This is a genomic window from Candidatus Hydrogenedentota bacterium (assembly GCA_019637335.1).
Lineage (GTDB): Bacteria > Hydrogenedentota > Hydrogenedentia > Hydrogenedentales > JAEUWI01 > JAEUWI01.
The window spans coordinates 1-23,218 of record JAHBVV010000048.1 but is presented as its reverse complement, the minus strand read 5'-3'; the positions used below and the strand labels follow the sequence as shown (position 1 = coordinate 23,218).

Genomic DNA, 23,218 nt, shown 5'->3' with positions numbered 1-23,218 from the left:
AGGCGATATGCCGGCGCCCTGTACACACCGCGGTGTTCGTGCTACTATCGGAAATACAGCAGTGCCCACCGGGCAACAAACCGGAAAGCGAGGCGCATGATGAAGATCTACACCCTGGCCGCAATCGCGCTCATCGTGGCCGGCGTTCTGGCGCTGGTCTACGGCCAAATCACCTACACGCGCGACGCCGAAACCGCCAACCTCGGCCCACTGGAGCTTACAATCTCCGAAAAAGAAACCGTCAACATACCCGCCTGGGCGGGCGCGGGCGCCATTGCCGCCGGCGCGGCCATGATGGCCTTCCCGCTGCTGGCCGGAAAGAAATAAGAACGCCCTGGGGCGGCGTACCGTTGGGATTGGGCAGTTGGGGAGCGTGTGCGGATTTGGTCTGCCGGTACGAACACCACCAGGGCGTGAGGGTGGGCAAGGATTCAACTGAAGCGGCGCAGTGCGCCCGCTATTCGGACTGTTCCACGAAGATCAGGTCCTCGACGGCAAAGCCGCTTTCCTCCGCCTGCACGAGCAACGCGTCGGCTGTAGCTTCGTCCAACTGAGGCGTCCTCGACAGTATCCAGAGGAAATCGTAGGTCGGACCGGCCACCATCGCGTAGCTGTAATTTTCCTGGTCCAACGCGATGATGTGGTAGCCGCCGTAGAAGGGGCCGAAGAACGATACCTTGAGGCTGCCGACATCCGGATCCCCCTGAAACTCGGCGCGGCCAACCGCCACGTCGCGCGTCCCGTCCGGCTTGCGGCCCGCGTTCTCCACGCGCACGCTTCCGTCGTCGTTCAGGCTGTACGTCGCCGTCACGTGGGTGAGACCACGCTCAAAGGAATGATCGAGACGGTACACCTCGTACCACTTCCCGAGATACCGGTCCAGTTCGAAGCCTTCCACCGGCGTAAGTCCCTCCGGCACGCCCGTAAGGCAACCCGACAGCCCGAGGGTTAACACCATGCCGGTCAGTACTCGTTTCATCAGCGGATTCGCTCCAGACATCGTTTCGGCCTCATTCGTACCGCGCTTGCGCGTTCCGCGCGCACCGCGTATACTCACAGTGTATCCTATTGTCTATGTTTTGTCAACTTCTTTTTAAACAAACCGAGATCCCATGAACCAAGACCCCTGTTCCATCCTCGTCACCGGAGCCTCCGGATATATCGGTGGACGTCTCGCACCCCACCTCGCCGCCAAAGGACTCACCGTCCGCTGCATGGGCCGGAAACTCGATACCCTCCGCAGCCGCTTCCCCGAATCCATTGAGGTGACCTACGGCGACGTACTCGATCGGGCCAGCCTGGACAACGCGCTGGCGGGGGTCGAAACGGCCTACTACCTGATCCACGCCCTGGAAGCGCCCCGCGATTTCGAGTCGATCGAGGAACGGGGCGCGCGGAATTTTGCGGCGGCCGCGCGCGCGGCGGGGGTGCGCCGGATCGTGTACCTGGGCGGGCTCAGCTCCGGAAACTCGGCCCATTCGCGCCACATGCGCAGCCGGGAGGCCGTGGGCGCGATCCTACGCGAATCGGGCGTGCCCACGATCGAGTTGCGCGCCTCAGTGGTGATCGGCGCGGGCAGCCTGTCCTTCGAGCTGATCCGGGCGCTGGTCCGGCGTCTCCCCGTCATGATCGCGCCGCGCTGGGTCTCGATTCCGGCGCAGCCAATCGCGGTCAACGATGTACTGGCCTACCTCGACGAAGCCCGGGAGATCCCATGCGAGGAAAGCCGGGTCTACGAAATCGGGGGAGCCGACCAGCTCTCCTACCGGGACCTCATGCTCGAATATGCGAAGACCCAGGGCCTGCGCCGCATCATAATCGATGTGCCCTTCCTCACCCCCTGGCTCTCCAGCCTGTGGCTCAGCCTGGTCACCCCCGTGCTCGCGTCGGTGGGCCGCAAACTCATCGAAAGCATCTGCATCGCCAGCATCGTGCGCGACGAGCGGGCGCTCGAAGACTTTTCGGTGCGCCCGGCCGGGATCCAGGAAGCCATCGCCGCCGCGCACCGCGAAGAGGACGCGCGGATCGTGGCCAGCCACTGGGCGGACGCCGCCTCGGCTTCGGGCCACCGGCGCCCCTGGGGCGGGGAGCACTTCGGCGCGCGCATTCTCGACAGCCGCACCGCGCGGGTGGACGTCCCTCCGGCCCAAGCCTTCGCCCCCATCCGCCGCATTGGCGGCAAAACGGGTTGGTACTACGGCAACGCGCTGTGGCGGCTGCGCGGGCTCATCGACAAGTTGCTCGGCGGCGTCGGCCTCGGCCGTGGCCGGCGCGACCCGGATACCGTCCGGCTGGGCGACACCATCGACTGGTGGCGGGTGGAAGCCTTCGAACCGGACGCGCTACTGGTTCTGCGCGCAGAGATGCGCGTTCCCGGTCGGGCCTGGCTGCGTTTCGAAGTCACGCCCGAAGAAGGTGGACCGGGCGCCGTCATCACGCAAACCGCCATCTACGACCCCGCCGGGCTGGCAGGCCTGCTCTACTGGTACGCCCTCTACCCCATCCACGAATTCATCTTCGCCGGAATGTGCCGCAACATCGCCCGTGCGGCGGAGCGGGAAAGCGCCCGCGCCGCGGAAAAGGCTTGATTGCCCCGCGTCCGTCGACTAAGCTGGAGTCCATTCCCTGGACAGCAGCGAACAAGGAGAGGCGCGCGATGAGCCTGAACCGACTCACCCCCGATCAGATCAAGTTCTACCACGAAGACGGTTACCTCACCGGCCTTCCGTCCATTTATGACGCGCCGGGCGTCGCCGGACTCAACGAGGGCATCCAGCACATCCTCGCGCTGCTTGAACCCGGGGAACGCCCGCTCGAAATTCGCGAGTGGCACCAGAACAGCACGTTTCTGTTCGACATTTGCATGAACGAACAGATTCTCAATTACGTGGAAGACCTGATCGGCCCGGATTTCTACATGTGGGCCAGCAGCTTCTTCATCAAGGATCCGCACAGCCCGGAAACCGTGGACTGGCACCAGGATTCCTACTACTGGCCGCTCACGCCGCCCGAATCCCTCACCGTGTGGCTCGCCTTCAGCGACAGCGACGAGGAAAACGGGGCCATGCGCGTCATTCCCGGCTCGCACAAGGGCGGGATCATCCAGCACACCCAGGACGCCGACAAGAACTCGGTGCTGACCCTGCGCTGCGAATCGGCGGACTATACCGACGACACGGCGGTCTTCATGAACCTCAAGGCCGGCCAGATCTCCATCCACGACGACAAGATCATTCACGGTTCGCTCGGGAACAACTCCAGCCGTCCCCGGATCGGCTTCACGATCCGGTATTCCAAGACCAACGTGAAGTGCGACCTGGCGGTCAACCCGAATTTCAAGACCTACCACTGCCGTGGCGTCGACCGCTTCAACCACAATCCCCGCGGCCCTATCCCGGCCCAGAAATACGGCCGTATCTGGCAGGACTACCGCAACGTCGAAACGGAATTGGCCGACACGTGATCCCGGGCCGCGGCGAAGCGGCGAAAATGCAATAACCCGGCGCGATCCGCTACACTAGGCGGCCCACGTTGTGAAGCCGTTCCGGGGCCGTGCGCGCCCCACCACCGGAGCAACCATGAACCCGCTGTTCGACCGCGTCACCATCGCCGGCGCCGGCCTGCTCGGGGCCTCGCTGGGCTTGGCCATGCAGGCGCGCGGCCTCGCCCGGCACATCACCGGTGTCGGCCGGCGCCAGAGCAGCCTGGAAAAGGCCCTCGCCCGGGGGACGGTCCACACCGTCACGCTGGATCTGGCCGCCGCCGCTGCGGACGCGGATCTTATCGTCGTCGCGACCCCCGCGGGCGCCGTAACCGGAGCGCTGGACACCATCCGCCACGCGGCCGCCGAGAACGCGATTGTGATCGACGTGGCAAGCACGAAGGGAAGCATCTGCGCGCACGCGCGGTCGCTCTGGAAAGCGCCGCGCCGCTTCATCGGGTGCCACCCGATGGCGGGCTCGGAAAAATCAGGCCCCGAACACGCCACGCCCCACCTCTATGAAGGCAGCGTCTGCCTCGTGGAGACCGGCCCGGATCTCGATGTGGAGGCGCGCGCGCAGGTGCTGCGCCTCTGGGAGGCCATCGGCGCCCGGGTGATTGGCGTGGACCCCGATCACCACGACGCCCTGCTGGCCCGCACCAGCCACGTGCCCCACATCATCGCCGCCGCCCTGGCCCTCGTCGCCGCGCGCGAAGGCGCCACCTGCGATTTCATTGGGAACGGCTTTCGGGACACCACCCGGATCGCCGCGGGCAGCCCCGAGATGTGGCGGGACATCACACTTACCAACGGCCCCGCGATCGCCGGCGGCCTGCGCGCGGTCCAGCGGCAGATTGACGCCTTTCTGGACGCCGTGGATCGCCAGGACCCCGACGCCCTGCTCGATCTCTTCAACGCCGGCAAATCCGCGCGCGAATCGGTTCTGGCCGAATGAAGGGCTGCTTCATTACGTTCGAGGGCGTTGAAGGCTGCGGAAAATCCACGCAGATCGCCCTGCTCGCCGACCACCTCACGGAGGCCGGCTACACGGTGCTGGTAACGCGCGAGCCTGGGGGCACGCCCATCGCCGAAGCCATCCGCGAGGTACTCCTGGACCCGGCCCACCACGCCATGGGCGCGACGGCGGAGCTCCTGCTGTACGAGGCCGCCCGCGCGCAGCACGTGCACGAGAAAATCGCGCCCGCCCTCGCCGATGGCCACATAGTCCTCTGCGATCGTTTTGCCGATTCCACTACCGCCTACCAGGGCGCCGGGCGCGGCATATCCTCCGATGTCCTCACCCCCCTCCACCACATGGCCACGGGCGGCGTGTGGCCGGATCTTACCCTGCTCATTGACCTGCCGGTGGAAACCGGCCTGGAGCGCGCGCGGGGGCGCGGCCGCAAGGACCGCATCGAGCAGGAATCCATCGACTTCCACCAGCGCGTTCGCGATGGGTTTCTGGCCCTGGCGGAGGCGGAACCGGATCGCATCCACGTGATCGACGGCAGCGCCGATATAGACGCGGTCCACCAGAGCATCCGCCGCGCCGTGGAAGCCGCCCTGGCCCCCCGGGTACAATAACGGGTTTCAAGGGGCGGCGCGAAACTGCAACCACGACCCTGCGCGCCGCATTTGCCGGGATTGACATGAGCTTCAGCGACATCAAAGACCAGGAGATGCCCCTGCGCCTCCTGCGCAATATCCTCAAGCAGAACCGGGTCCCCAATGGCCTGCTGTTTTGGGGCCCCGAGGGAGTGGGCAAGCGAACCACCGCCCTGGAACTGGCCAAGGCCATCAACTGCAAGGCCGGCGACTTCGACGCCTGCGACGCCTGCCTTTCCTGCCGGAAGGTCACCTCGGGCAACCACCCCGACGTCAAGATCGTGGCGCCCGCCGGAAAGACGCGCATCATTAACGTCGAAGCCATCGACGCGATCACCGAGCTCAGCGCGTACCGGCCTTTCGAGGGGAAGTGGCGCGCCGTCCTGATTGAAGACGCCGATCGCATGAATGAATCAGCGCAGAACCATTTCCTCAAGACCCTCGAAGAGCCGCCGAGTAACACCCTGTTCGTGCTTCAAAGCTACTACCCCAACCGGCTGCTGCCCACGATCCGGTCGCGCTGCCAGCAAGTGCGCTTCGGCGCCCTCCAGCCCGCCACCGTGTCCGCCATCCTCCGCCGGGAGCATCCCCTGGACGTCGCGACGGCGGATGCGCTCGCGGCCGTGGCCCAGGGCCAGGTCTCCCGGGCGCTCGATCTGGTCACGAGCAACAAGCGGAACATGGTGCTCGATATCGCCGCGCGCCTCAACCGGGGAGACGACCCCCTCCTGGTCAGCGAGCAGTTCGTGTCGCAACTGCGGGAAGCCACCGAAGCGCTGAAAGCAGCCCTGTTGTCCGAACTGGAGGAGGATGCCTCGCAGCAGGATATGTCCGGCGAAGACCTGGCGGATCAGAAAAAGGAGCAGGAGGCCTTCATCGAGGGCCAGGTCCGCCGCGATTACCTGGAGTATCTTTACCTGTTCGAAACATGGTATCGTGATGTCTGGGTGTACTCCACGACCGGGGACGACCGGCTCGTCCTGAACCGAGACCAGGCGCCCGCCCTGAAGCAGCAGCGGGGGCGGGATTACCCGGACAAGCTCGCCGCGATCGAGCGCGCGTGGGTATACATTGAGCGAAACCTGGCCTTCGACCGGATCTTCCGCGACCTCTTCTTTGTGCTCGCGGCCTGATTCTTCCGGTGTTGGAGATAGTGTCTATATGAATGTCGTCAAGATACGCCTGCGCAAACCGCGCCGCGTGTTTTCTTTCCTCTGTACCGATCTCGCCCTGAAACGCAACGACGAGTGTATCGTGATGAGCGATCGCGGCGAGGAATGGGGCACCTGTATCCTCCCGCCGGAACCCTGCCCCAACGAGATGACAAAGCGCTTCTCGATGCGGGTGCTCCGGAAGACCACCGAAAACGACGAGCGCAATTACGCGTATATCGAGGACGAGGAGCGCAAGGCGCGCGAAATCTGCCTCAAGAAGCTGCGCTCGCGCAAACTCCCGATGAAACTGGTCGATGTCGAGGTCTCCTTCGACAAGAAGAAGGTCATCTTCTACTTTACCGCGGATGATCGCGTGGACTTTCGCGAGCTCGTCCGCGATCTGGCGCACGAACTCCGCGCGCGAATCGAAATGCGGCACATCCAGGTGCGCGACGAGGCCAAGATGGTGGGCGGCATCGGCGGCTGTGGTCGCGAGCTCTGCTGTTCGAGTTGGATGAACGAGTTCAAACCCATCTCCATGCGCATGGCCAAAGCCCAGAACCTCTCGCTCAATCCCTCGAAAATCAGCGGCCAGTGCGGGCGTCTCCTGTGCTGCCTGAGCCACGAAAACGAGCTCTACGAGGAAATGCGCAAAAAGGCGCGGCAGGAAGCCAAGGCCCGCCAGACCGACGATCGCAAGGGCCGTGACCGCGACGGCGATGCGCCCGAGACGGAGTCGGCCCCCGCCGAGCGCCCCCGCGAGCGAAGCCGGGACGCCGAGCGCCGCCCGGATCGCCTGGCCCCCCGCAGCCGCGCATCCGCGGCGGAAGGTGCGCCCGCGCCCGAAAGCGCGGAAAGTCCAAGTGCGGAGCCGGTGGAAGCCGCCGCGGGGGCTGAAGATCAGAAAGCCGTCAAGCGCAAGCGCACCCGCCCCCGCCGGCGGAAGAAGCGCGAAGGCGGATCGCCCGGGGGGGCGGATGGGGCGGATCGCTCCTGATGGCCCTGGTCGACACGCATTGCCACCTGCAAAGCCCCCGGTTTGACCCGGATCGCGACGAAGTGCTCGCGGCCGCGCTGGAACACCTGGACTGGATCGCCGTCATAGGCGACGACATCGAAGGTAGTCGCGCGGCGCTGGCGCTCGTGGGCCCCCGGGTCCACGCCGTCGTCGGGATGCATCCGTACAACGCCAAAGACGTGGACAGCGCGGTCCTGGATGAGCTCCGCGCCCTGGCGGTCGAACCGGGCGTCGTGGCCCTCGGCGAGATGGGACTGGACTACTTCAACGAGTACTCCCCGCGCGCCGATCAGGCCCGGGCCTTCGAAGCGCAGTTGGAGCTCGCCTGCGAACTCGGCCTGCCGGTCGTCATCCACAACCGCGATGCGGATGCGGATTGCCACGCCATGCTGAGCAACTACGCGCAAGCCCTGCCGGGATGCATCATGCATTGCTTCGGAAGCGGCGCGGAATACGCCGAAAAGTTCCTGGAGCTGGGCTTTTATATCTCGTTCGCCGGCAATGTGACCTTTACCAAGGCCACGGATCTGCAGGACGCCGCCCGGCTCGTGCCGATGGATCGCCTGCTCGTGGAAACCGACGCCCCCTACCTGGCGCCCGTGCCGCTCCGGGGCAAGGTCAAGCGCTGCGAGCCCCACTTCGTCACGCATACCGCGGCGTTCCTGGCGGATCTGAAGCAGGTCCCGCTCGACGACCTGGTTTCCGCGACCACCGCCAACGCATGCCGGGTCTATCGCATCGACGGCCAGGGCGGGTCCGGCGCACGGGCCTGATCGATTCGACGCCGTCCCGCCGTATCGCATTGAAAGCGCTGTCGCCATGACGCCCACACCACCTTCCGGACGCTGCCTGTTCCCCGACGGGGACTCCATGCGCGTCTACCGCAATCCGCGCGAGACCATCGCCGCCCGGCGGGTGGAAGACGTCGTGCCGGCGCTCCGCGCGGTGGAAGACCGGGTAAACCTGGGACTTCACGCCGCCGGATATGTTGCGTACGAAGCGGCGCCCGCCTTTGACGCCGCCCTGCGGGCGCATCCCCCGGGCGCCATGCCGCTCGTCTGGTTTGGACTCTTCGACCCGCCCGAAGTCCAGCCCTGCCCGCCCCCCGCCGAGGATCCCTGCCCACCGTTCGAATGGACGCGCGGCATGAACCGCGAGGAATACCTGGGGCGCCTGGCGCGGATCCGGGAACATATCGCCGCCGGAGACACCTACCAGGTCAATTTCACCTTTCCGCTGGAGGCGAACTTCCAGGGATCCCCCGAGGCCTGGTTCTGGGAACGGATCGCCGCCCAGGAAGCCCGCTATGGCGCCCTGCTGGAGTTGGACGAACACACCGTGCTCTCGTTCTCTCCCGAGCTTTTCTTCGCGATCGACGGAAACCGCATCACCGCACGCCCCATGAAGGGCACGCGCCCCCGGGGCCTTTCCAGCACCGAAGACCGAGCCCTCGCGGACGATTTGGCCCGCTCCCCGAAGGACCGCGCGGAAAACCTCATGATTGTGGACATGATCCGCAACGACCTCGGCCGGATCTGCGCCGTGAATTCCATCGACGCCAGCCGCCTATTCGAGGTCGAGCGCTACCCCACCGTCTGGCAGATGACCAGCACCGTCAACGGTGACACGGCAGCCGGCATTACCGATATCTTCGGCGCGCTCTTCCCGTCCGCCTCGGTCACGGGCGCACCAAAAGTCGAGACTATGAAGATCATTCGCGAGCTCGAGTCCGGACCGAGAGGCGTCTATTGCGGCGCGGTGGGCTGGTGGGCCCCCGGACGCCAGGCCCGCTTCAACGTCGCAATTCGCACCGCGGTCCTCGCCCGCCGAACCGGTATCGCGCGCTACCACGCCGGCAGCGGCATCACCTGGGATTCGGATCCCGGCGCGGAGTATGAGGAATGCGAACAGAAGGCCGCCGTCCTGCGGCACGTGCGCCCGCCCTTTGAACTCCTGGCGACCCTGCGGCTCGACGCCGGCGGCTACCTGCTCCTGGGCCATCACCTCGATCGCCTGGCCGCGTCCGCGACCTATTTCGGCTATCCCGTAACCCGCGAGGCCGCCCGCGAGGCCTTGGAAGCGTATGCGTCGGGCGTCGAGGCCGTGCCCGCCAAGGTGCGGCTCACGGCGGACCGGCGCGGCGCCTTCCACATCACCCACGAGCCCCTCCCGCCCCCGCGCGCGTGGACCAGCGGGCTCGCCCTGGCGCCCATCGACGCCCGGCAACCGTGGACCCACCACAAGACCACCTGCCGCGCCGTGTACGACGCCGCGCGCGCAACCCGGCCCGATTGCGAGTCGGTGTTCCTGTGGGATTCAGCCGGGCGCCTGACCGAGGCGGTCTACGCGAATATCGTGCTCCAATTGGACGGCCGCCGCTATACGCCGCCCCAGTCCGCCGGGCTGCTTCCCGGGGTATATCGCCGCCACCTGCTGGAAAGCGGGGAAATCGAAGAGCGCGACCTCTTCCTGGATGATCTGGCCCGCGCCGAGGCCATCTTCAACATCAACAGCGTGCGCGGATGGGTCCCGATCACCTGGATCGACCACCCGGAAGCCCCCCGGTCAGTCCAGGATATTCGGCAGCACCCGTAGCAGTTCTTCGAGCGTCGTGATCCCCATCGACGCCTTCGCCAGGCCGTCCTCCAGCATGGTCTGCATCCCCTTGCGCGCGGCCAGCGCCTCCAGTTGCGATGTCGTGGGCTCCTTGAGAATCGTCTCCGCCAGTTCCTGATCCACCGTGAGCAGTTCGCCAATGGTCGCCCGGCCCCGGTAGCCAATCTGGTTGCACGTCTCACAGCCCGCGCCCCGGAAGAACTTCGTGCGCTTCTTTTCCGGAACAAAGCGCTCGCGCAGCCCCGGGTCGGGCGTGTACGATTCGGCGCACTCGGGACAGTTGATCCGCACCAGCCGCTGCGCCAGGACCGCCGTAACGGAAGACGCCACCAGGAACGGCTCGATGCCCATGTCCAGCAAGCGCGTGAACACGCCGGCCGCCGTCCCGCTGTGGATCGTGCTGATCACAAAGTGGCCCGTGAGCCCCGACCGCACCGCCATCCGCGCGGTCTCCAGGTCGCGGATTTCGCCCACCATGATAATCTCCGGATCCTGCCGGAGTATCGCCCGGAGCGCCGTCGCGAACGTGAATTCGACGTGCGGGTTGATCTGGATCTGCGAGATCCGGTCCATCGTATATTCCACCGGATCCTCGATGGTGACGATATTCGTCGTGCTCTTCTGAAGCTCCATCATCTCCCGAAGCAGCGCGTAAATCGTCGTCGTCTTGCCGCTGGAACTTGGCCCCGTAAGGAGCAGCGTGCCCGACGTCCGGGTGATAATTTCGCGCAGGCGCTCCACGACAAACGGCTGGAAGCCCAGCGTCTCCAGCGAATACAGATCCAGCGTGTCGCCCAGCAGCCGGATCACGGTCTTCTCGCCCTTGATCGTCGGCACCGTGGAAACGCGCAATGGCCGCCCGCAGGAAGTCTTCTCCATGTCAATGCGCCCGTCCTGGGGCACATCCTTCCGGTACACCACCAGGTCCGCCAGCACCTTGATCCGCGCGTTGAGCTTTGCCTGAAACTCCCGCGGAATCAACGCGCATTGCTGCAAAATCCCGTCAATACGGTAGCGGAGAGACACATGATCCGTCCACGGCTCCAGGTGGATGTCGCTGCTGCCATGGTACGCACCCTGGCTGATCAGAATGTCGACCGCATCGGCCACGCCCGATTCGTCCGACTGCTCCAGCGCCGCCAGCAGTTCCGATTGGATCTGGCTCAGCGGAATAGCCCGGGCCTTGTCCCGTTCCGCCTGCGAAAGTTCCGGCATGCCTTGCTCCTGCCTGTAAAAAAGCCCTCCCCGAGAGAGCCGATCCTGGTTGCCAACGCCACCGCGCGCCATCTTGCGCCAAGGGCCCGGAGTATTGCAAGCCAGCCAGGTCCCGGGAGAAAACATTTGACGATAAGCATAATAATTCTTATACTGGCCCGAGAGGCCGCGTGCTGTGCGCGCTGGCAGCCCCCAAAGGCGTGCCGCACACCCCCTGGGTTCCTACCCGGTGCAGTTGGAAAGGTACCATGAACGAATCGAAGAGTGACCAGATAGGAACGCTGATCGAATCGCTCAAGTTCACGCCAGAATTGGGCCCGCCCACGCTCATGGAGTTCCTGGCGCTCATGGGCATCGCGGCCGTCCTCATTTATATCGGTCACCTCATCAAGCGCGTCTGGGCGCGCAACAACGAACTCGTCCCCATTCCCGTCGCCCTGATGATGGCGCTGGGCATGTTCGCCGCCTACTTCGTCCTGGTGACCATGCTCTACCAGCAGACCACCGACAACACCCGCGCCAATCTGCTCATGTGGTCCATCTTCGCGCTGGCGCTCCCCGCCGTCTACTACGGGCGGATCATCGTCGATGCCTTCGCCACCCGCGTCATCGACCAGGTCAGTCCCTTCAGCATGCGAATAGAGGAACCCTCCGAGTTCGCCGAAGCGCGAAAACTGGCCCTGCGGCGCGATATCGATGGCGCCGTCAAGCGCTACCGCGCCTACCTGGAAAACACCGATGCGGCGCTATTTGAGGCGGCCCGGCTCCTCAAAGCCGAGGACCGATTCGCGGAAGCCGCCGCCCTGTTCCAGGAGATCGCCGAGCGATTCTACGGCAAGAAGACCATCTGGGCGGAGGCGAGTTATCACCTCGCCAAACTGCGTGAGACCAACCTCCACCAGCCCCAGGAAGCCATGGCCCTGCTCGAGTCCATCCTCGAAAGGACGCCCGATTCCCGCTTCGGCCAGCTTGCGGAGGTCGAATTGACCCGCATGCAGACCCTCTATGGCGTGGGGCTCGCCGCGCGCGAGCATCTCGTGGATGCGCCCGTATCGGAAGATCCATTCTACGAATCGACCTCCGCCCCCGCCGCCGGCGCCGCGGCGGGAAATGGACCTGGACGCAAGCAGGAAGCACATGATGAACTGCCCGTACCCGATGTAGACCCCTTCTACGCGGCGACCCTCCGCGCCCGGGCCGCCGATGAAGCGGAGGCGGAAAGCCGCGAAAAGGCCCAACCGGACGGCGATAGCGAGGGGTGATGGCGCGGGTATCCCTGGAATTCTGATGGCCGCGCGGAACAGACCCGTCCTGCTGGCGCGATCGCTGGCGGATGAAGTAAATCACCTGCAATTCGGCGCCCCCATTACCCACGTGTACAACCCGCTGGTCTACGCGCGCGCCCCGCACGAGCGCTACCTCACCCGGTATGCGCGCCCGGGCATTCAGGCGCTCCTCGTCGGTATGAATCCCGGCCCCTGGGGCATGGCCCAGACCGGTGTGCCCTTTGGCGAAATCGGCGCCGTGCGGGACTGGCTCGGCATCTGCGATCCCGTTGGAGCCCCCTCACCCGAACACCCGAAACGCCCCATACGGGGATTCGACTGTACCCGCAGCGAAGTCAGCGGCGCCCGGCTCTGGGGCTGGGCGGCCGATCGCTTCGGAGACCCCGACCGATTCTTCGACCAGTTCTTCGTGTACAACTACTGCCCCCTCTGTTTCATGGAGGAAAGTGGCCGTAATTTCACGCCGGACAAGTTGCCCGCGCCCGAAAGAGCCCCGCTTTTCGAGGCCTGCGACCGTGCCCTGCGCGGCCTGCTCGATCATCTTCAGCCCGCATTCGCCATCGGCGTGGGCGCATTCGCCGAACAGCGGATCCGGGCCGCCGCCGGCGACCTCCCGCTCCGCATCGGGCGGATTCTCCACCCCAGCCCGGCCAGTCCGGCGGCGAACCGGGGCTGGGCCGCCGCCGCCGAAGCGGACCTCCGCGCGCTCGGCGTCACGCTGCCCTGACTAACCCCGATTTTCACTTGCCCGCCCCGGCGCGCTATACTACGCCCCTTTGCAGTACCTGTTTAAGGAATTCGGGAGAGTATCGTTGTCGGGCAGTACGGTCTTTTCGGCGCTCCTCCTGGCCTTTTCGGTCGCCCGTGCGGCGGCCGGCTCTCTCAGCTTGGCGGGAATTGCCTCCCTTCCCGACCCGGCCGGTTCAATGACCCCCGAGGCCGCCTGGGAAGCCGCCCGCGCCGGCGCCTTCCAGCCATTGGACGGCCCGCGCGTGCACCTGGGATACACGTCCACGGACCACTGGTTCGCGATCGAGATCCAGGGCGATCGCGTCCCGGAAGAGTTCGTACTCGAGGTCTGCAACCCACGTCTGGGCGAGGTGACCCTGTTTTCCCCCGACGGATCCGGTGCCTTCCACGCCCGCGCCGCGGGGGTGCGCTCACCCTTCTGGTCCCGCGAGATTCACGCCCTGGCCCCGGCCTTTCGCATGGCGAAGCCCCAAGACGGACCCACGCGCCATCTGATACGCGTTCGCAACCAGGGCTCGATGCGTTTCGATCTGCGGCTCTGGGATATCCCAGGCTACGAATGGCACAAAAACGTGGTCTTCGCCGCCGCAATCGCCACCGGCGTGGCACTGCTCGTCCTGGCCCTGATCAATCTCTGCGTATACGCGCACCTGCGCCAGCCGGGCTACCTCTGGATCGCGCTGTTCCTCCTCGCGTGCACCCTTCGACAGATGACCGCGACCGGTATCGCGAACATGTTTCTATGGCCCGACGCCAGCCTCTGGGCGCGCAATGCAATGGCGCTCATGAGCGCGGGGACGATCGTATTCGGTATCCTGATGGCCAACAACCTCCTCGAAACTCGCCTCCGATGCCCCCGATGGGGCCGGCTGCAACACACCATCGCCGCACTGGCCACACTCGCCGCTCTGCTGGGCCTCGCCGGATTCCCCGAATCCATGTACCTCCTCCTCGCCGCCGGCCTGGTTGCAACACTGTCCGTCACCGCCTGCGCCATCCACGCCGCCACAACCGGCGCGCAGTCGGGGCTCGCTTTCTTGCTCGCCTGGGGCCTCGTCCTGCTCGGCGCGCTACTGACCAACCTGGCCGGGCCGGGGCTCGTGCCCTACAACTGGGTTACCGAGCACCTGATCGACGTCGCCCTGCTCGGCGCCGGACTCGCGTGGTCGTTCACCCTTACCGGCCAGATCCGGGTTCGACAGGAAGAACAGCAGCGGATCCTCGCGGCGCGGGTGGGCGAGCGAACCGCCGAGTTAAAACATGCCCTCGACACGGTCCGCACCTTGCGCGGCCTCTTGCCCATTTGCAGCTGCTGCAAAAAGATTCGAGACGGGCGCGGCGACTGGCAACACGTGGAAGCCTACCTCGCCCGGCACACCGAAGCCGACTTCAGCCACGGCCTCTGCCCGGAATGCGCCGAGGAACACTACCCGAAATACTTCCCCCCAAGCCCGCCCCTTCCCCAGGCGCCCGACGCGCGATAGGCCAGGCTTGCCGTCAGAAAAGCCCCCGGCTGTCCCGCTTGTTGCAGCGCAAGCTCTCCAGCGGAGCCTGCACATTCAACTGGAGCAAATCGTTCGCCTCCAGATCCATGATGTTCTGCACCGCGTCCAGGAAGCGCTCGCTCTCCTCCTGTGTGATGATCCCCTTGGTGAGCGTCTCAAACTTGCGAATGTAATCCGGGCGGGTCCAGGGCTTGGCTCCGAGCGAATGCGCGTTCGCCACCGCCATTTCGTCGGTTATCGACGATCCGTCCTTGAACCGGATCTCGACCCGTCCGCCGAACGCCTTCTCCTTCGGATCCGACGAATGGTAGCGCCGGGTCCACTCGGGATCTTCCACCGTGCGGATCTTGTGCCAGAGCGCCACGGTGTCGGGCCGCGACGCCCGCTCCGGCGAGTAACTGGCCACATGGTGCCACGCCCCGTCCTGAAGCGCCACGGCGAAAATGTACATGATGCTGTGATCCAGGGTTTCGCGGCTTGCGTTGGGATCAAGCTTCTGCGGATCATTCGCGCCCGTGCCGATTACAAAATGCGTGTGGTGGCTCGTGTAAATAACAACTTCCTCAATAGTCTCGAAGTCCGCCACCTTGTCGCGCATGTTGAAGGCCAGGTCGATCAGCGCCTGGCTCTGGTACTCCGCGGAATGCTGCTTCGTGTACGAATCCAGAATCGCCCGGTACGGCTCGCCCTTATCCGGAAGCTCGATCGTATACGTCGCCCCCGCGCCACCCAGCATGTGCGCGATCACACTGTCTTCCCCCTCGTAAATCGGCGATGGGCTCTTCTCGCCGCGCATCGCGCGGTCCACCGCCTCGATCGCCAGCTTGCCCGAATGCGCCGGCGCATAGGCCTTCCAGCTCGATATCTCCCCCTTGCGGGATTGCCGCGTGGTAAACGAGACATGAACCGCCTGCTGGACCGCCTGGCAAACCACCTCCTGCTCCAGCCCCAGAAGCGCGCCGATTCCCACCGCCTGCGCCGGACAAAGATGCGCGATGTGGTCCTTCTTGTGCGCGTGCAAACAAATCGCCTTCACCAGATTGATCTGGACCTCGTACGCCGCAAGCACCCCCCGCAACAAATCGGCCCCGCTCAGGCCGTGCGCCCGACCGCACTGCTGGGCCACCGCAAGGATCGGAGGAATCGTATCCCCCGGGTGCGAGTAGTCCGCCGCCAGAAAGGTGTCGTGCATGTCCAGCTCCCGCACCGCCGTCCCGTTGGCCCACGCCACCCACTCCGCGTCGAAAGTCTGCTCGATCGGCATCCCGAACACCGCCGCCCCGCCGGGGCGCGGATGGGCCAGCGCCTGGCTCCGCGCATTGCAGACCGGCTGCCGGTTAATCGCCGCTATCGCCACCGCCGCATTGTCGATGAACCGGTTGATCACCATGTCCCGAACTTCCGGCAGGACCTCGGAACGGTGAACCGCCAGCTCGGCAAGGCGCCACGCCAGTTGTTCAGCCCTCGGAAGCTCCGCCTTGGATGGGTAGACGCGTATCTCGAACGATTTCATCGATTCTCTCTCCCGGCATCGGGCGCTCGCTCGGAAAAAGCCCCGCCGGCGCCCGCCGCGCCAGTGTAGCGCAAGCTTTCACCGGCGTTCCAGCGCCACGGTGACACAAGTTTGCCGCCGTTTTGAATATGCCACCGTGGGTGCTATCATGCGCGATGGCGGGAAACCGATCGGGAAACGTACCTAATGAGATTCATCATGCTCTTCACGGCCTTCATACTGATGGTCTTGATTGCCGTACAGTTCGCCGGTGACGCGCACCCGCCACGCCCCTTTGAAAACTCCATTGTGCACATCGTATGCGCGAACGACAGCAGGGAAATCATCGGGTCCGCTATCGATGAAGCCATCCGGCGCGCCGAAGAGGATCTGGGGTGCGCCGTCGACGTCGTGTATACCAACTGGGAGAGCGACGCGGAATTGTTCCAGCTACGACAGTTGATCCCCCTGCTCCCGGGCGGCGTTATTGTCATGGGCTATCCGGCAAATGAGACCCTGCGGCCCGCCCTGGAGGAGGCGGTGGACCAGGAGGTAGCCGTCACAACCTTCAACACCCCCATCGCGTCCCTCCAGAACCAGTATGCCCCATTCGGGCTCGGATACGCCGGCATCGACGCCTACGCGGCCGGACGCGATCTCGCCGCCGCAGCCGTAAAGAAACACGCGCTGGGCGGCGGCGCCCGCGTCATGTTGCTCGGCGACGTGAATCACCCCGCTCGCGAACCGTTTGTGCGTGGCGTCACAGAGGTCTTCTCAGGCGCGGGGCTCGAAATCGAGCACCTGGTCGCCTCCACCCATGATCTCCAGTACGCTCCGGAAGTCACGCGGGCGGAACTCCGAAAACGGCGCGCGCGGGGCGACCTGCCCGATCTGATCTGCTTCACCGAGATCCCCATCCATATGGCTTCGGATCTGCTGCTCGATAGCGGGGTGAGAGCCGGCGAAATACCGCTGATTGGTTTAGGCGCGGAAATGCGATTGAACCGCCGGGGAGACCAGTACGTCAGCCTCCAGATCGGCCAGGACCTGGCCCTGCAAGTCTACCTCGCCATCATCCAGGCCTCTCTCTACACCACCTACCGCTACCCCGGCCTCGTCGTGTACACCCCCTACGAGATTCTCGGGGGGCAGGTGGGTATTGACCCCCTGTTCGAAAGCCCTGGCCAGCGATTCGTCGTGCTGGAATAAGGACAATTGGCGTGCGCGCTCCCCTCGTCTGGTTGAATCTGATTCTGGTCACAATCCTGGGCCTGCTGGTAACCCAGCGCAATCTCTTCATCCCACCGCCACCCCCCGAATTTGTGCTTATTGCGGCCGGGCCGCAAGAGGCCGCCAGCGTCACGGAGACGCTAAGGGCCGCACAGGATTTCCAGCGGGACTTCCGGCGCCGCGTGCGGACGATCCAGACCGGTTCCTCCGCGCGCGATATCGCACTCGCCCTCAAAGAGGCCATCGCCCTCAATCCACAGGGAATCAGCATGCCCGGGCACGTGGACGAATCACTCTTGTTGCCCTTTGTACTGGAAGCCCAGCGGCGCGGGATCCCCGTTACGTTTCACTCGGCCCCCTTCCACGGCGCCCAGCGGCGATTCGCGTGGCGCGGAGCCGGTTATGCCGGAACACGGAGCGCGCTCGATGGCGCGCTCGCGGCGGAGCAGGCCCTGAACCGCTTCCAATTCGACCCCGATATGCGGGTGATCGTCGCCGGCGCCGACCCCGAACCCCGGCCCGAAAGCCGCGCCGCCGGATGTATCGAGGCAATTCGGGCACGAGGGGGCGCACCGGAATACATCCAGTATGCCCCGCCGGATGGCCAGGACGCCCCCGCCCCCGTGCTCAACTTCGATTCCGGAGGCCGGGATCCCGATTTCGTCTTTTGGGACGCCGGATCCCCCGAACCCGCGATCTCCGCACTCGGCGAGGCCGGCATAGAGGCGCGCGATGTCGTCCTCGTATCCTTCACGCCCGTGATCGGTCTGCCCATGGCCGAGCTGATGTACGTCAAGCAACAGTTTCCCGAGCGAAATACGCTCGGCGCCTATCTTTCTCTGGTACAGCTGCACATGGCCATCAGGCACGGAACCCCGGGGCTGAACTTGCCCCTGCACGAAAGCCTCTAAACCGGACCCCAGCCCCGGACGAACAACCAACGGGTGAACACGTGAGCATTCGAAACACATTGATTGTCTGTATCCTGGCCGTACTGGGGCTGCACCTCATCGCAACCGCGTGGCTGGCCCGTCGCGGCATGTCCAACTTCGAGGGGGAGATGGCCAGCCGCCTACATCGGGAATTGCTGGAGCAAACTTCCGGAGAATTGGTTGCCCGCGCCCGCCAACTCCTCCTCGTGTACGAACAGCACCACACCGACACGCCAATCCCCGATATCCCCGAACGCCTCAACGCCTACTTGCCCGAACTGAATACCGCCGCCCTCATGCTCTTCGACGCCAAGGGAAATCCTGTTCACCCGCTTCCGCAAAGCGCGGCACTCGGCGACGCCAATCCACCCGGCGTCGTCATGGCCTTCTTCGAGCGCGCCAAGGCGGGCGAGGCGTCCGAAATGACCCTCGACAATTTCCAGGCCCTGGCCAGCGGCGATGCGGACGACCCCGTCGTCATACACCTGAAAGCCTACCCCGACCGCGCCATCGTGCTCGGCATTGGACAAACCCAGGACCTCGCCGGCGTACGCATTGAGTCGCTCTCCGCGAATTCCGCCGCACTCGCCAGCCAGCTGCAATCGCGCGGCATGACTTTTATCGTCGCGCTCGGCGTCCTCACCCTGACGCTCGCCTGGATCGTGTCCCACTACGCAATCTTTCAGCCGCTCGCACGCATCATTTCCCAGGCGGGAGACAAACCGGGACGGGCCGGAATCTCCTGGCGCGGGCTCGCGGAATACACCGGGCGCCTGCGCGAGGTTCTCGCGGAAAAGGACGCCGTCCGCGGAAAACTCGAACGCGAAGTGGAGCGCCGCTTCCAGGCCGAGGAGGAGCGCGACCGGATCAAAAACACGATGGATCACGCCCTGGAAGCCTACGAACGCGATCTCCAGAACAGCTACGGCCAACGGCTTCAGGAGGCCCAGGCCATCGTTATGCGCCGCGAAGCCCGAGCCATTCAGCGCCACCTTTCCGAACCCATCGAAAACCTCTGGAAACAAATCGCGAACGGCGGGAACCCGGGCCTCGAGCGCGCCGCCCTCCAATGCCTGGAGACCGTCCGCGCGCTCGCGGACCACGACGCCGACCTGCCCTACGCGCCCCGCCCCGTTCCGCTGATCGGCTGGCTGCCCGGCGTCGCCAACCAGTTCAGCAAAGAACACGGCGTGCAAGTTAACACCAATGTCGCGGAAGACGCCCGTGTGAACATCGACGCCGAGTCCTTGCGCTGCGCCATCGAATTCCTGCTCGAAAACGCACTCGATGCGGCCGGCGCCGGATCCCCCATTGCGCTCGACGCGGCGCGCGTGGACGACAACGTCGAGATTCGCATCATCGACCGCGGACCGGGCATACCGGCGGAAGCGAGGCCCCATATTCTGACGCCCTTCTACACGACAGACGATGATCGCGACGGCATAGGGCTCGCCGTCGCGCGCTCCGTGATCCGGCAGCACGGCGGCAGCCTGAAATTCCAGTCTGAAGAAGCCAAAGGCGCCGCCGCAATCATCACCCTCCCGGTCGCCAGCGCACATTAGGCCCCGCCTTACACGAGGCCCCGTCTTACACGCCGGCGCGCTCCCCTCCGAAAGCGGCGTGTCAGGTTATGCCCAGCGCGTTCGTAATCGCGATCAATCCCGGTATTCGAAATCCAAATACCGCCGCCGCCACGGCCAGCAAGACAACCACCAGGGCCAGCGCGAAAACCGCCGCCGTAAACTCCCGTAGCTTGACGAATTTCATGCCATGTTTCCTCCCGTGCGCCTCCCCTGTACACCCGCCCATCCTGCCCCATGCACTCTTTGTATTTCAAACGCGCGCCTGCCGAAAAACGACAGACTATATCCGCTTGCGTTTCCTGCGTTATAATAGGCAACATAAGGCGGCGGTGCGGGTTTGCCAGGTCCCACGGACTACGCCTGTGCGGCGGGGAGATAAGATAGGGATTGTGCAGGGCGCATTGGGTTCAGGCGCCGGGGACAGGTGAGACGGATTGATCGATGGCGAATATCCTGATTGTTGACGACGACAAACGCATCACAGAATTCCTTTGTGGCCAGCTTCAAGGCCGGGGGCATTCCTGCCAGTCCGAGAATCGCGGAGAACGCGCACTGGAGTCCGTCACCCGGCAGCCGCTCGACCTGCTCATCCTCGACGTCATGCTCCCCGACGTGTCCGGATTCGAGGTCTGCCGGCGGATTCGCGCCAACACCGACCTCTACACGCTCCCCATCCTTTTCCTCTCCTCCATGAACTCGCAGGAAGAGATCAATCACGGGCTTGCCCAGGGCGCCGATGACTTCGTCACCAAGCCCTTTAACACCGGCGCCCTGCTGAGCCGCATAGAGAGCCTCCTGGCCGTCAATTCCAATACCACACTCCTGGACGAACTCACGAACCTCCCCAACGCCAAGAGCATCAAGCTGGAAATTCAAAAGGCCATTACGCGAAAAGTCACATTCGTGATTGGTTACGCCGAGCTGATGGGCGTCAACGAGTTCTTCCAGGAAACCGGCCGCGACAACCAGATGAAGGCCCTGCGCCACTTCTCCCGGTGCCTGCACCTCTGTGCGCGCCAGGTAGAGCCCCGCTTCTTCGCCATCGGGCACATGGGCGGAGGCCACTTCGTCTACATTTGCGATCCCCAGAAATCGGATATGTACGTCGAGCGGGTGACCGAGGTATGGAAGTCCCACCGGCCCCGCTTCCTCGAAACTGTCGGAAAACAGCCCCAGGTCAGAGCCTGGGAAGCCAACCGTATGCTCGAGTTCCTACTCTGCGTCACCCAGCGGGACGCCGACAGCAACTACTCCTCCCGCGACCTGTTCGAGACCTTGTCCCACCTGCGGTCTACGGCGGCGGAAATCGGTTACTCCGGCATATTCCGCGACCGGCGCGGCTGACCGGCGGCGCGGCGCCACACCCTGCCGCTCAAAAATTCCCCGCTGGATCAAGATTCCCGCGACCCCAAACCGGCCCTCCGCCGGAAAAATGTTGCATCGCGAAGGCGCAAGCCCCTATCATCTTGCACGCCGCCGTGCTCGCCTGTGACGCCTGATTTCCGAGGCATGCAGCTACCCGCCCTCTTGATTTCCCGCTTCCGGTACGCATGGCCCTTGTTTTAGTCAATACCCAATTCCACCCCGTCGTTCTGGAGAGCAGGGCATGAGACGCAGTATAGTCCACGAGGGCGCAAAAAACCTCAGCTACGAAATCCGAGAGATCGTCGCCGTTGCCCGCGAGATCCGAGCCCTCGGCCGCGAAATCATCTGGGAAAACATCGGCGACCCCATCGAAAAAGGCGAGGAGCTCGCCCCCTGGATTCGCGAAATCCTCGTCGGCCTCCTCGACCAGCCCCAGTCCTACGGATACTGCGACACCGCCGGCGTACCCGAGACGCGCGAGTTCCTGGCCGACAAAGTGAACGAACGCGAGGGCGGCGTCCAAATACGTCCCGACGACATCCTCTTCTTCAACGGCATCGGCGACGCCGTCGCGCGCGTCTACGGCTTCCTCAAACGGGAAGCCCGCATTCTCGGCCCTTCCCCGGCCTATAGCACGCATTCCTCCGCCGAGGCCGCACACTCCGGATACAACCACCTCACCTACGAACTCGACCCCATGAACGGCTGGATGCCCGATGTCGAAGATATACGCATGAAGGTCAAGTACAACGACTCGATTGCCGGAATCCTCATCCTGACGCCGGACAACCCAACCGGAGCCGTATACCCCCGCGAAATCCTCGATCAGATCGTCCAGATCGCCCAGGAATACGACCTCTTCCTCATTACGGACGAGATCTACGCCCACATCGTCTACGATGGCTATCCCCGGCTCCATACCAGCCAGTGGATTCAAGACGTGCCCGCCATCGCCATGCGCGGCATCAGCAAGGAATACCCCTGGCCCGGATCCCGCTGCGGTTGGCTCGAAATCCTCAACCGCAAGAAGGACCAGAATTTCTCCACTTACGTCGAGAGCCTGCTCGCCGCCAAACGCCTCGAAGTCTGCTCCACAACCCTGCCGCAGATGTCCATTCCCCGCGTATTCGGAGACCCCCGCTACCCCGCGCACCTCGCCACCCGCGCAAGCATGTTCAGCGACCGCGCCCAGGAAGCCATGGACGCCTTCGAGGGCTGTGAACACGTAATCGCCAACAAGCCCGGCGGAGCCTTCTACTTCACCATCATGTTCCACGATGGGCTACTGAATGACCAGCAAACCCTCCCCATCGAAGAGCCCCAGATACGCAAGCGGATCGAGGAACTCGTCCAGGGCGTCCGGCCCGACAAGCGTTTCGTATACTACCTCATGGGCGCCACGGGCATCGTCGTCGTCCCCCTCACCGGTTTCCAATGCGGCCACGCCGGATTCCGCTTCACCCTGCTCGAATCCGACCCGAACAAACGCCAGCACATCTTCCAGACGCTACGCGCCTCCATCGACGCCTATTGCGCCAGCTGAAGACCCGAAAGTGAGATGCTCCGCGGCCCGGGGTTCGCGCTACGCCTTTCGTGAACTGTATTAGTTCTTTGATCGCGGAGTACACGGATGGCGGCAACGCCCGAACCAGACGAAAAGGACCCGCCCGCCGTCCGATCAACACCGCCGTAATACCGATGACAAGAACTCCGAACTGGCTGCGCCGGAAATGGTGGGCGGCAGCAGCCCACAAAGACCGAAATCATCTTCAATCCGTACCACTATCCGTCATTCTCTTGTTTTTTTTGGTTCATCCGGTTTGAGGGTACTTCGGCGATGATGACGGGAACTATGCGTAGCTTGCTCGAGTCTCTTTTCCGGGTGGCGACGCTATGAGCGGGCACCAGATTCTCCCTTTTTTCGTCCGCAGCGCTGTATTCTGACGCACCCTTTCGGCCCGAAGGGCCAACGCAGTTTTCAGCCCT

22 protein-coding genes are annotated in these 23,218 nt (G+C 64.4%); 17 read left to right on the top strand and 5 right to left on the bottom strand.

Translation table 11 applies throughout. The features are described from left to right. The first annotated feature begins 99 nt into the window (after positions 1-99). The gene (locus KF886_26565) at positions 100-327 is read left to right on the top strand and encodes a hypothetical protein (protein MBX3180927.1); all 228 of its coding nucleotides are present in this window, start codon (positions 100-102) and stop codon (positions 325-327) included. Between the two features lie 130 nt (positions 328-457). On the opposite strand, the gene KF886_26560 is transcribed toward KF886_26565, so the two are convergent. Then, positions 458-979, bottom strand: coding sequence for a lipocalin family protein (locus tag KF886_26560; GenBank protein MBX3180926.1), 522 nt, complete (start codon positions 977-979; stop codon positions 458-460). A 133-nt stretch (positions 980-1,112) separates the two neighbouring features. Here KF886_26560 and KF886_26555 point away from each other — a divergent pair, with 133 nt between their 5' ends. From KF886_26555 to pabB, 8 genes are all read left to right on the top strand, one after another. Next, entirely contained in the window at positions 1,113-2,588 is a 1,476-nt protein-coding gene (locus tag KF886_26555; GenBank protein ID MBX3180925.1) for an SDR family oxidoreductase, read from the top strand. A 68-nt stretch (positions 2,589-2,656) separates the two neighbouring features. Beyond that, complete coding sequence (locus tag KF886_26550) at positions 2,657-3,463, top strand: phytanoyl-CoA dioxygenase family protein (GenBank protein MBX3180924.1); 807 nt, start codon at positions 2,657-2,659, stop codon at positions 3,461-3,463. 115 nt (positions 3,464-3,578) lie between these two features. Continuing rightward, on the top strand, positions 3,579-4,436 hold the full coding sequence (locus tag KF886_26545; GenBank protein ID MBX3180923.1) for a prephenate dehydrogenase/arogenate dehydrogenase family protein: 858 nt from the start codon (positions 3,579-3,581) through the stop codon (positions 4,434-4,436). Continuing rightward, positions 4,433-5,065 carry a dTMP kinase gene (locus KF886_26540; GenBank protein ID MBX3180922.1) on the top strand — a complete coding sequence of 211 codons (633 nt, stop codon included), beginning with the start codon at positions 4,433-4,435 and terminating at the stop codon, positions 5,063-5,065. Before KF886_26545 ends, KF886_26540 begins: the two co-directional genes overlap by 4 nt. Positions 5,066-5,130: 65 nt before the next feature. Then, the gene (holB, locus tag KF886_26535; protein ID MBX3180921.1) at positions 5,131-6,219 is read left to right on the top strand and encodes a DNA polymerase III subunit delta'; all 1,089 of its coding nucleotides are present in this window, start codon (positions 5,131-5,133) and stop codon (positions 6,217-6,219) included. A gap of 28 nt (positions 6,220-6,247) precedes the next feature. Further along, complete coding sequence (locus tag KF886_26530) at positions 6,248-7,237, top strand: hypothetical protein (protein ID MBX3180920.1); 990 nt, start codon at positions 6,248-6,250, stop codon at positions 7,235-7,237. After that, positions 7,237-8,031, top strand: a complete 795-nt coding sequence (locus tag KF886_26525; GenBank protein ID MBX3180919.1) for a TatD family hydrolase — start codon at positions 7,237-7,239, stop codon at positions 8,029-8,031. Before KF886_26530 ends, KF886_26525 begins: the two co-directional genes overlap by 1 nt. A gap of 46 nt (positions 8,032-8,077) precedes the next feature. Then, positions 8,078-9,853: an aminodeoxychorismate synthase component I gene (gene pabB / locus KF886_26520; protein ID MBX3180918.1), complete on the top strand. Its 1,776-nt coding sequence runs from the start codon at positions 8,078-8,080 to the stop codon at positions 9,851-9,853. Here the strand turns inward: pabB and tadA are convergent. Beyond that, positions 9,824-11,089, bottom strand: a complete 1,266-nt coding sequence (tadA, locus tag KF886_26515) for a Flp pilus assembly complex ATPase component TadA (protein MBX3180917.1) — start codon at positions 11,087-11,089, stop codon at positions 9,824-9,826. The two genes, pabB and tadA, sit on opposite strands and share 30 nt — an antisense overlap. Before the next feature lie 248 nt (positions 11,090-11,337). On the opposite strand from tadA, the gene KF886_26510 reads away from it, so the two are divergent. From KF886_26510 to KF886_26500, 3 genes are all read left to right on the top strand, one after another. After that, a complete protein-coding gene (locus tag KF886_26510; protein ID MBX3180916.1) occupies positions 11,338-12,351 on the top strand; it encodes a hypothetical protein in 1,014 nt (337 codons plus the stop codon). Positions 12,352-12,376: 25 nt separating this feature from the next. Beyond that, positions 12,377-13,102: a single-stranded DNA-binding protein gene (locus KF886_26505; protein MBX3180915.1), complete on the top strand. Its 726-nt coding sequence runs from the start codon at positions 12,377-12,379 to the stop codon at positions 13,100-13,102. 85 nt (positions 13,103-13,187) lie between these two features. Further along, a complete protein-coding gene (locus KF886_26500; protein ID MBX3180914.1) occupies positions 13,188-14,609 on the top strand; it encodes a hypothetical protein in 1,422 nt (473 codons plus the stop codon). 13 nt (positions 14,610-14,622) lie between these two features. Here the strand turns inward: KF886_26500 and KF886_26495 are convergent, their stop codons facing one another. Next, positions 14,623-16,143 carry an MmgE/PrpD family protein gene (locus KF886_26495; GenBank protein MBX3180913.1) on the bottom strand — a complete coding sequence of 507 codons (1,521 nt, stop codon included), beginning with the start codon at positions 16,141-16,143 and terminating at the stop codon, positions 14,623-14,625. Positions 16,144-16,329: 186 nt separating this feature from the next. Between KF886_26495 and KF886_26490 the strand changes: the two genes are divergently transcribed. The 3 genes from KF886_26490 to KF886_26480 are packed head-to-tail and all read left to right on the top strand — an operon-like array spanning position 16,330 to position 19,846. After that, positions 16,330-17,331, top strand: coding sequence for a substrate-binding domain-containing protein (locus KF886_26490; protein MBX3180912.1), 1,002 nt, complete (start codon positions 16,330-16,332; stop codon positions 17,329-17,331). 11 nt (positions 17,332-17,342) lie between these two features. Further along, the gene (locus KF886_26485) at positions 17,343-18,263 is read left to right on the top strand and encodes a hypothetical protein (protein ID MBX3180911.1); all 921 of its coding nucleotides are present in this window, start codon (positions 17,343-17,345) and stop codon (positions 18,261-18,263) included. 41 nt (positions 18,264-18,304) lie between these two features. After that, positions 18,305-19,846 carry a sensor histidine kinase gene (locus KF886_26480; protein ID MBX3180910.1) on the top strand — a complete coding sequence of 514 codons (1,542 nt, stop codon included), beginning with the start codon at positions 18,305-18,307 and terminating at the stop codon, positions 19,844-19,846. Between the two features lie 61 nt (positions 19,847-19,907). Here the strand turns inward: KF886_26480 and KF886_26475 are convergent, their stop codons facing one another. Then, positions 19,908-20,051 (bottom strand): hypothetical protein, encoded by a 144-nt coding sequence (locus tag KF886_26475; GenBank protein ID MBX3180909.1) that lies wholly within the window; start codon positions 20,049-20,051, stop codon positions 19,908-19,910. 257 nt (positions 20,052-20,308) lie between these two features. Here KF886_26475 and KF886_26470 point away from each other — a divergent pair, with 257 nt between their 5' ends. Both KF886_26470 and KF886_26465 read left to right on the top strand, forming a co-directional pair. Further along, on the top strand, positions 20,309-21,211 hold the full coding sequence (locus KF886_26470) for a response regulator (GenBank protein ID MBX3180908.1): 903 nt from the start codon (positions 20,309-20,311) through the stop codon (positions 21,209-21,211). 262 nt (positions 21,212-21,473) lie between these two features. Beyond that, positions 21,474-22,775: a pyridoxal phosphate-dependent aminotransferase gene (locus tag KF886_26465; protein ID MBX3180907.1), complete on the top strand. Its 1,302-nt coding sequence runs from the start codon at positions 21,474-21,476 to the stop codon at positions 22,773-22,775. Between the two features lie 239 nt (positions 22,776-23,014). Here the strand turns inward: KF886_26465 and KF886_26460 are convergent. After that, positions 23,015-23,218: hypothetical protein (locus tag KF886_26460; GenBank protein ID MBX3180906.1), on the bottom strand; the 204-nt coding region annotated here is incomplete at its 5' end.

What these genes read in the sequence shown, in the direction of transcription:
- KF886_26565 (MBX3180927.1), top strand. Translation starts at nt 100, where the DNA reads ATGAAGATCTACACCCTGGCCGCAATCGCGCTCATCGTGGCCGGCGTT.
- KF886_26560 (MBX3180926.1), bottom strand. Translation starts at nt 979, where the DNA reads ATGAAACGAGTACTGACCGGCATGGTGTTAACCCTCGGGCTGTCGGGT.
- KF886_26555 (MBX3180925.1), top strand. Translation starts at nt 1,113, where the DNA reads ATGAACCAAGACCCCTGTTCCATCCTCGTCACCGGAGCCTCCGGATAT.
- KF886_26550 (MBX3180924.1), top strand. Translation starts at nt 2,657, where the DNA reads ATGAGCCTGAACCGACTCACCCCCGATCAGATCAAGTTCTACCACGAA.
- KF886_26545 (MBX3180923.1), top strand. Translation starts at nt 3,579, where the DNA reads ATGAACCCGCTGTTCGACCGCGTCACCATCGCCGGCGCCGGCCTGCTC.
- KF886_26540 (MBX3180922.1), top strand. Translation starts at nt 4,433, where the DNA reads ATGAAGGGCTGCTTCATTACGTTCGAGGGCGTTGAAGGCTGCGGAAAA.
- holB (MBX3180921.1), top strand. Translation starts at nt 5,131, where the DNA reads ATGAGCTTCAGCGACATCAAAGACCAGGAGATGCCCCTGCGCCTCCTG.
- KF886_26530 (MBX3180920.1), top strand. Translation starts at nt 6,248, where the DNA reads ATGAATGTCGTCAAGATACGCCTGCGCAAACCGCGCCGCGTGTTTTCT.
- KF886_26525 (MBX3180919.1), top strand. Translation starts at nt 7,237, where the DNA reads ATGGCCCTGGTCGACACGCATTGCCACCTGCAAAGCCCCCGGTTTGAC.
- pabB (MBX3180918.1), top strand. Translation starts at nt 8,078, where the DNA reads ATGACGCCCACACCACCTTCCGGACGCTGCCTGTTCCCCGACGGGGAC.
- tadA (MBX3180917.1), bottom strand. Translation starts at nt 11,089, where the DNA reads ATGCCGGAACTTTCGCAGGCGGAACGGGACAAGGCCCGGGCTATTCCG.
- KF886_26510 (MBX3180916.1), top strand. Translation starts at nt 11,338, where the DNA reads ATGAACGAATCGAAGAGTGACCAGATAGGAACGCTGATCGAATCGCTC.
- KF886_26505 (MBX3180915.1), top strand. Translation starts at nt 12,377, where the DNA reads ATGGCCGCGCGGAACAGACCCGTCCTGCTGGCGCGATCGCTGGCGGAT.
- KF886_26495 (MBX3180913.1), bottom strand. Translation starts at nt 16,143, where the DNA reads ATGAAATCGTTCGAGATACGCGTCTACCCATCCAAGGCGGAGCTTCCG.
- KF886_26490 (MBX3180912.1), top strand. Translation starts at nt 16,330, where the DNA reads ATGAGATTCATCATGCTCTTCACGGCCTTCATACTGATGGTCTTGATT.
- KF886_26475 (MBX3180909.1), bottom strand. Translation starts at nt 20,051, where the DNA reads ATGAAATTCGTCAAGCTACGGGAGTTTACGGCGGCGGTTTTCGCGCTG.
- KF886_26470 (MBX3180908.1), top strand. Translation starts at nt 20,309, where the DNA reads ATGGCGAATATCCTGATTGTTGACGACGACAAACGCATCACAGAATTC.
- KF886_26465 (MBX3180907.1), top strand. Translation starts at nt 21,474, where the DNA reads ATGAGACGCAGTATAGTCCACGAGGGCGCAAAAAACCTCAGCTACGAA.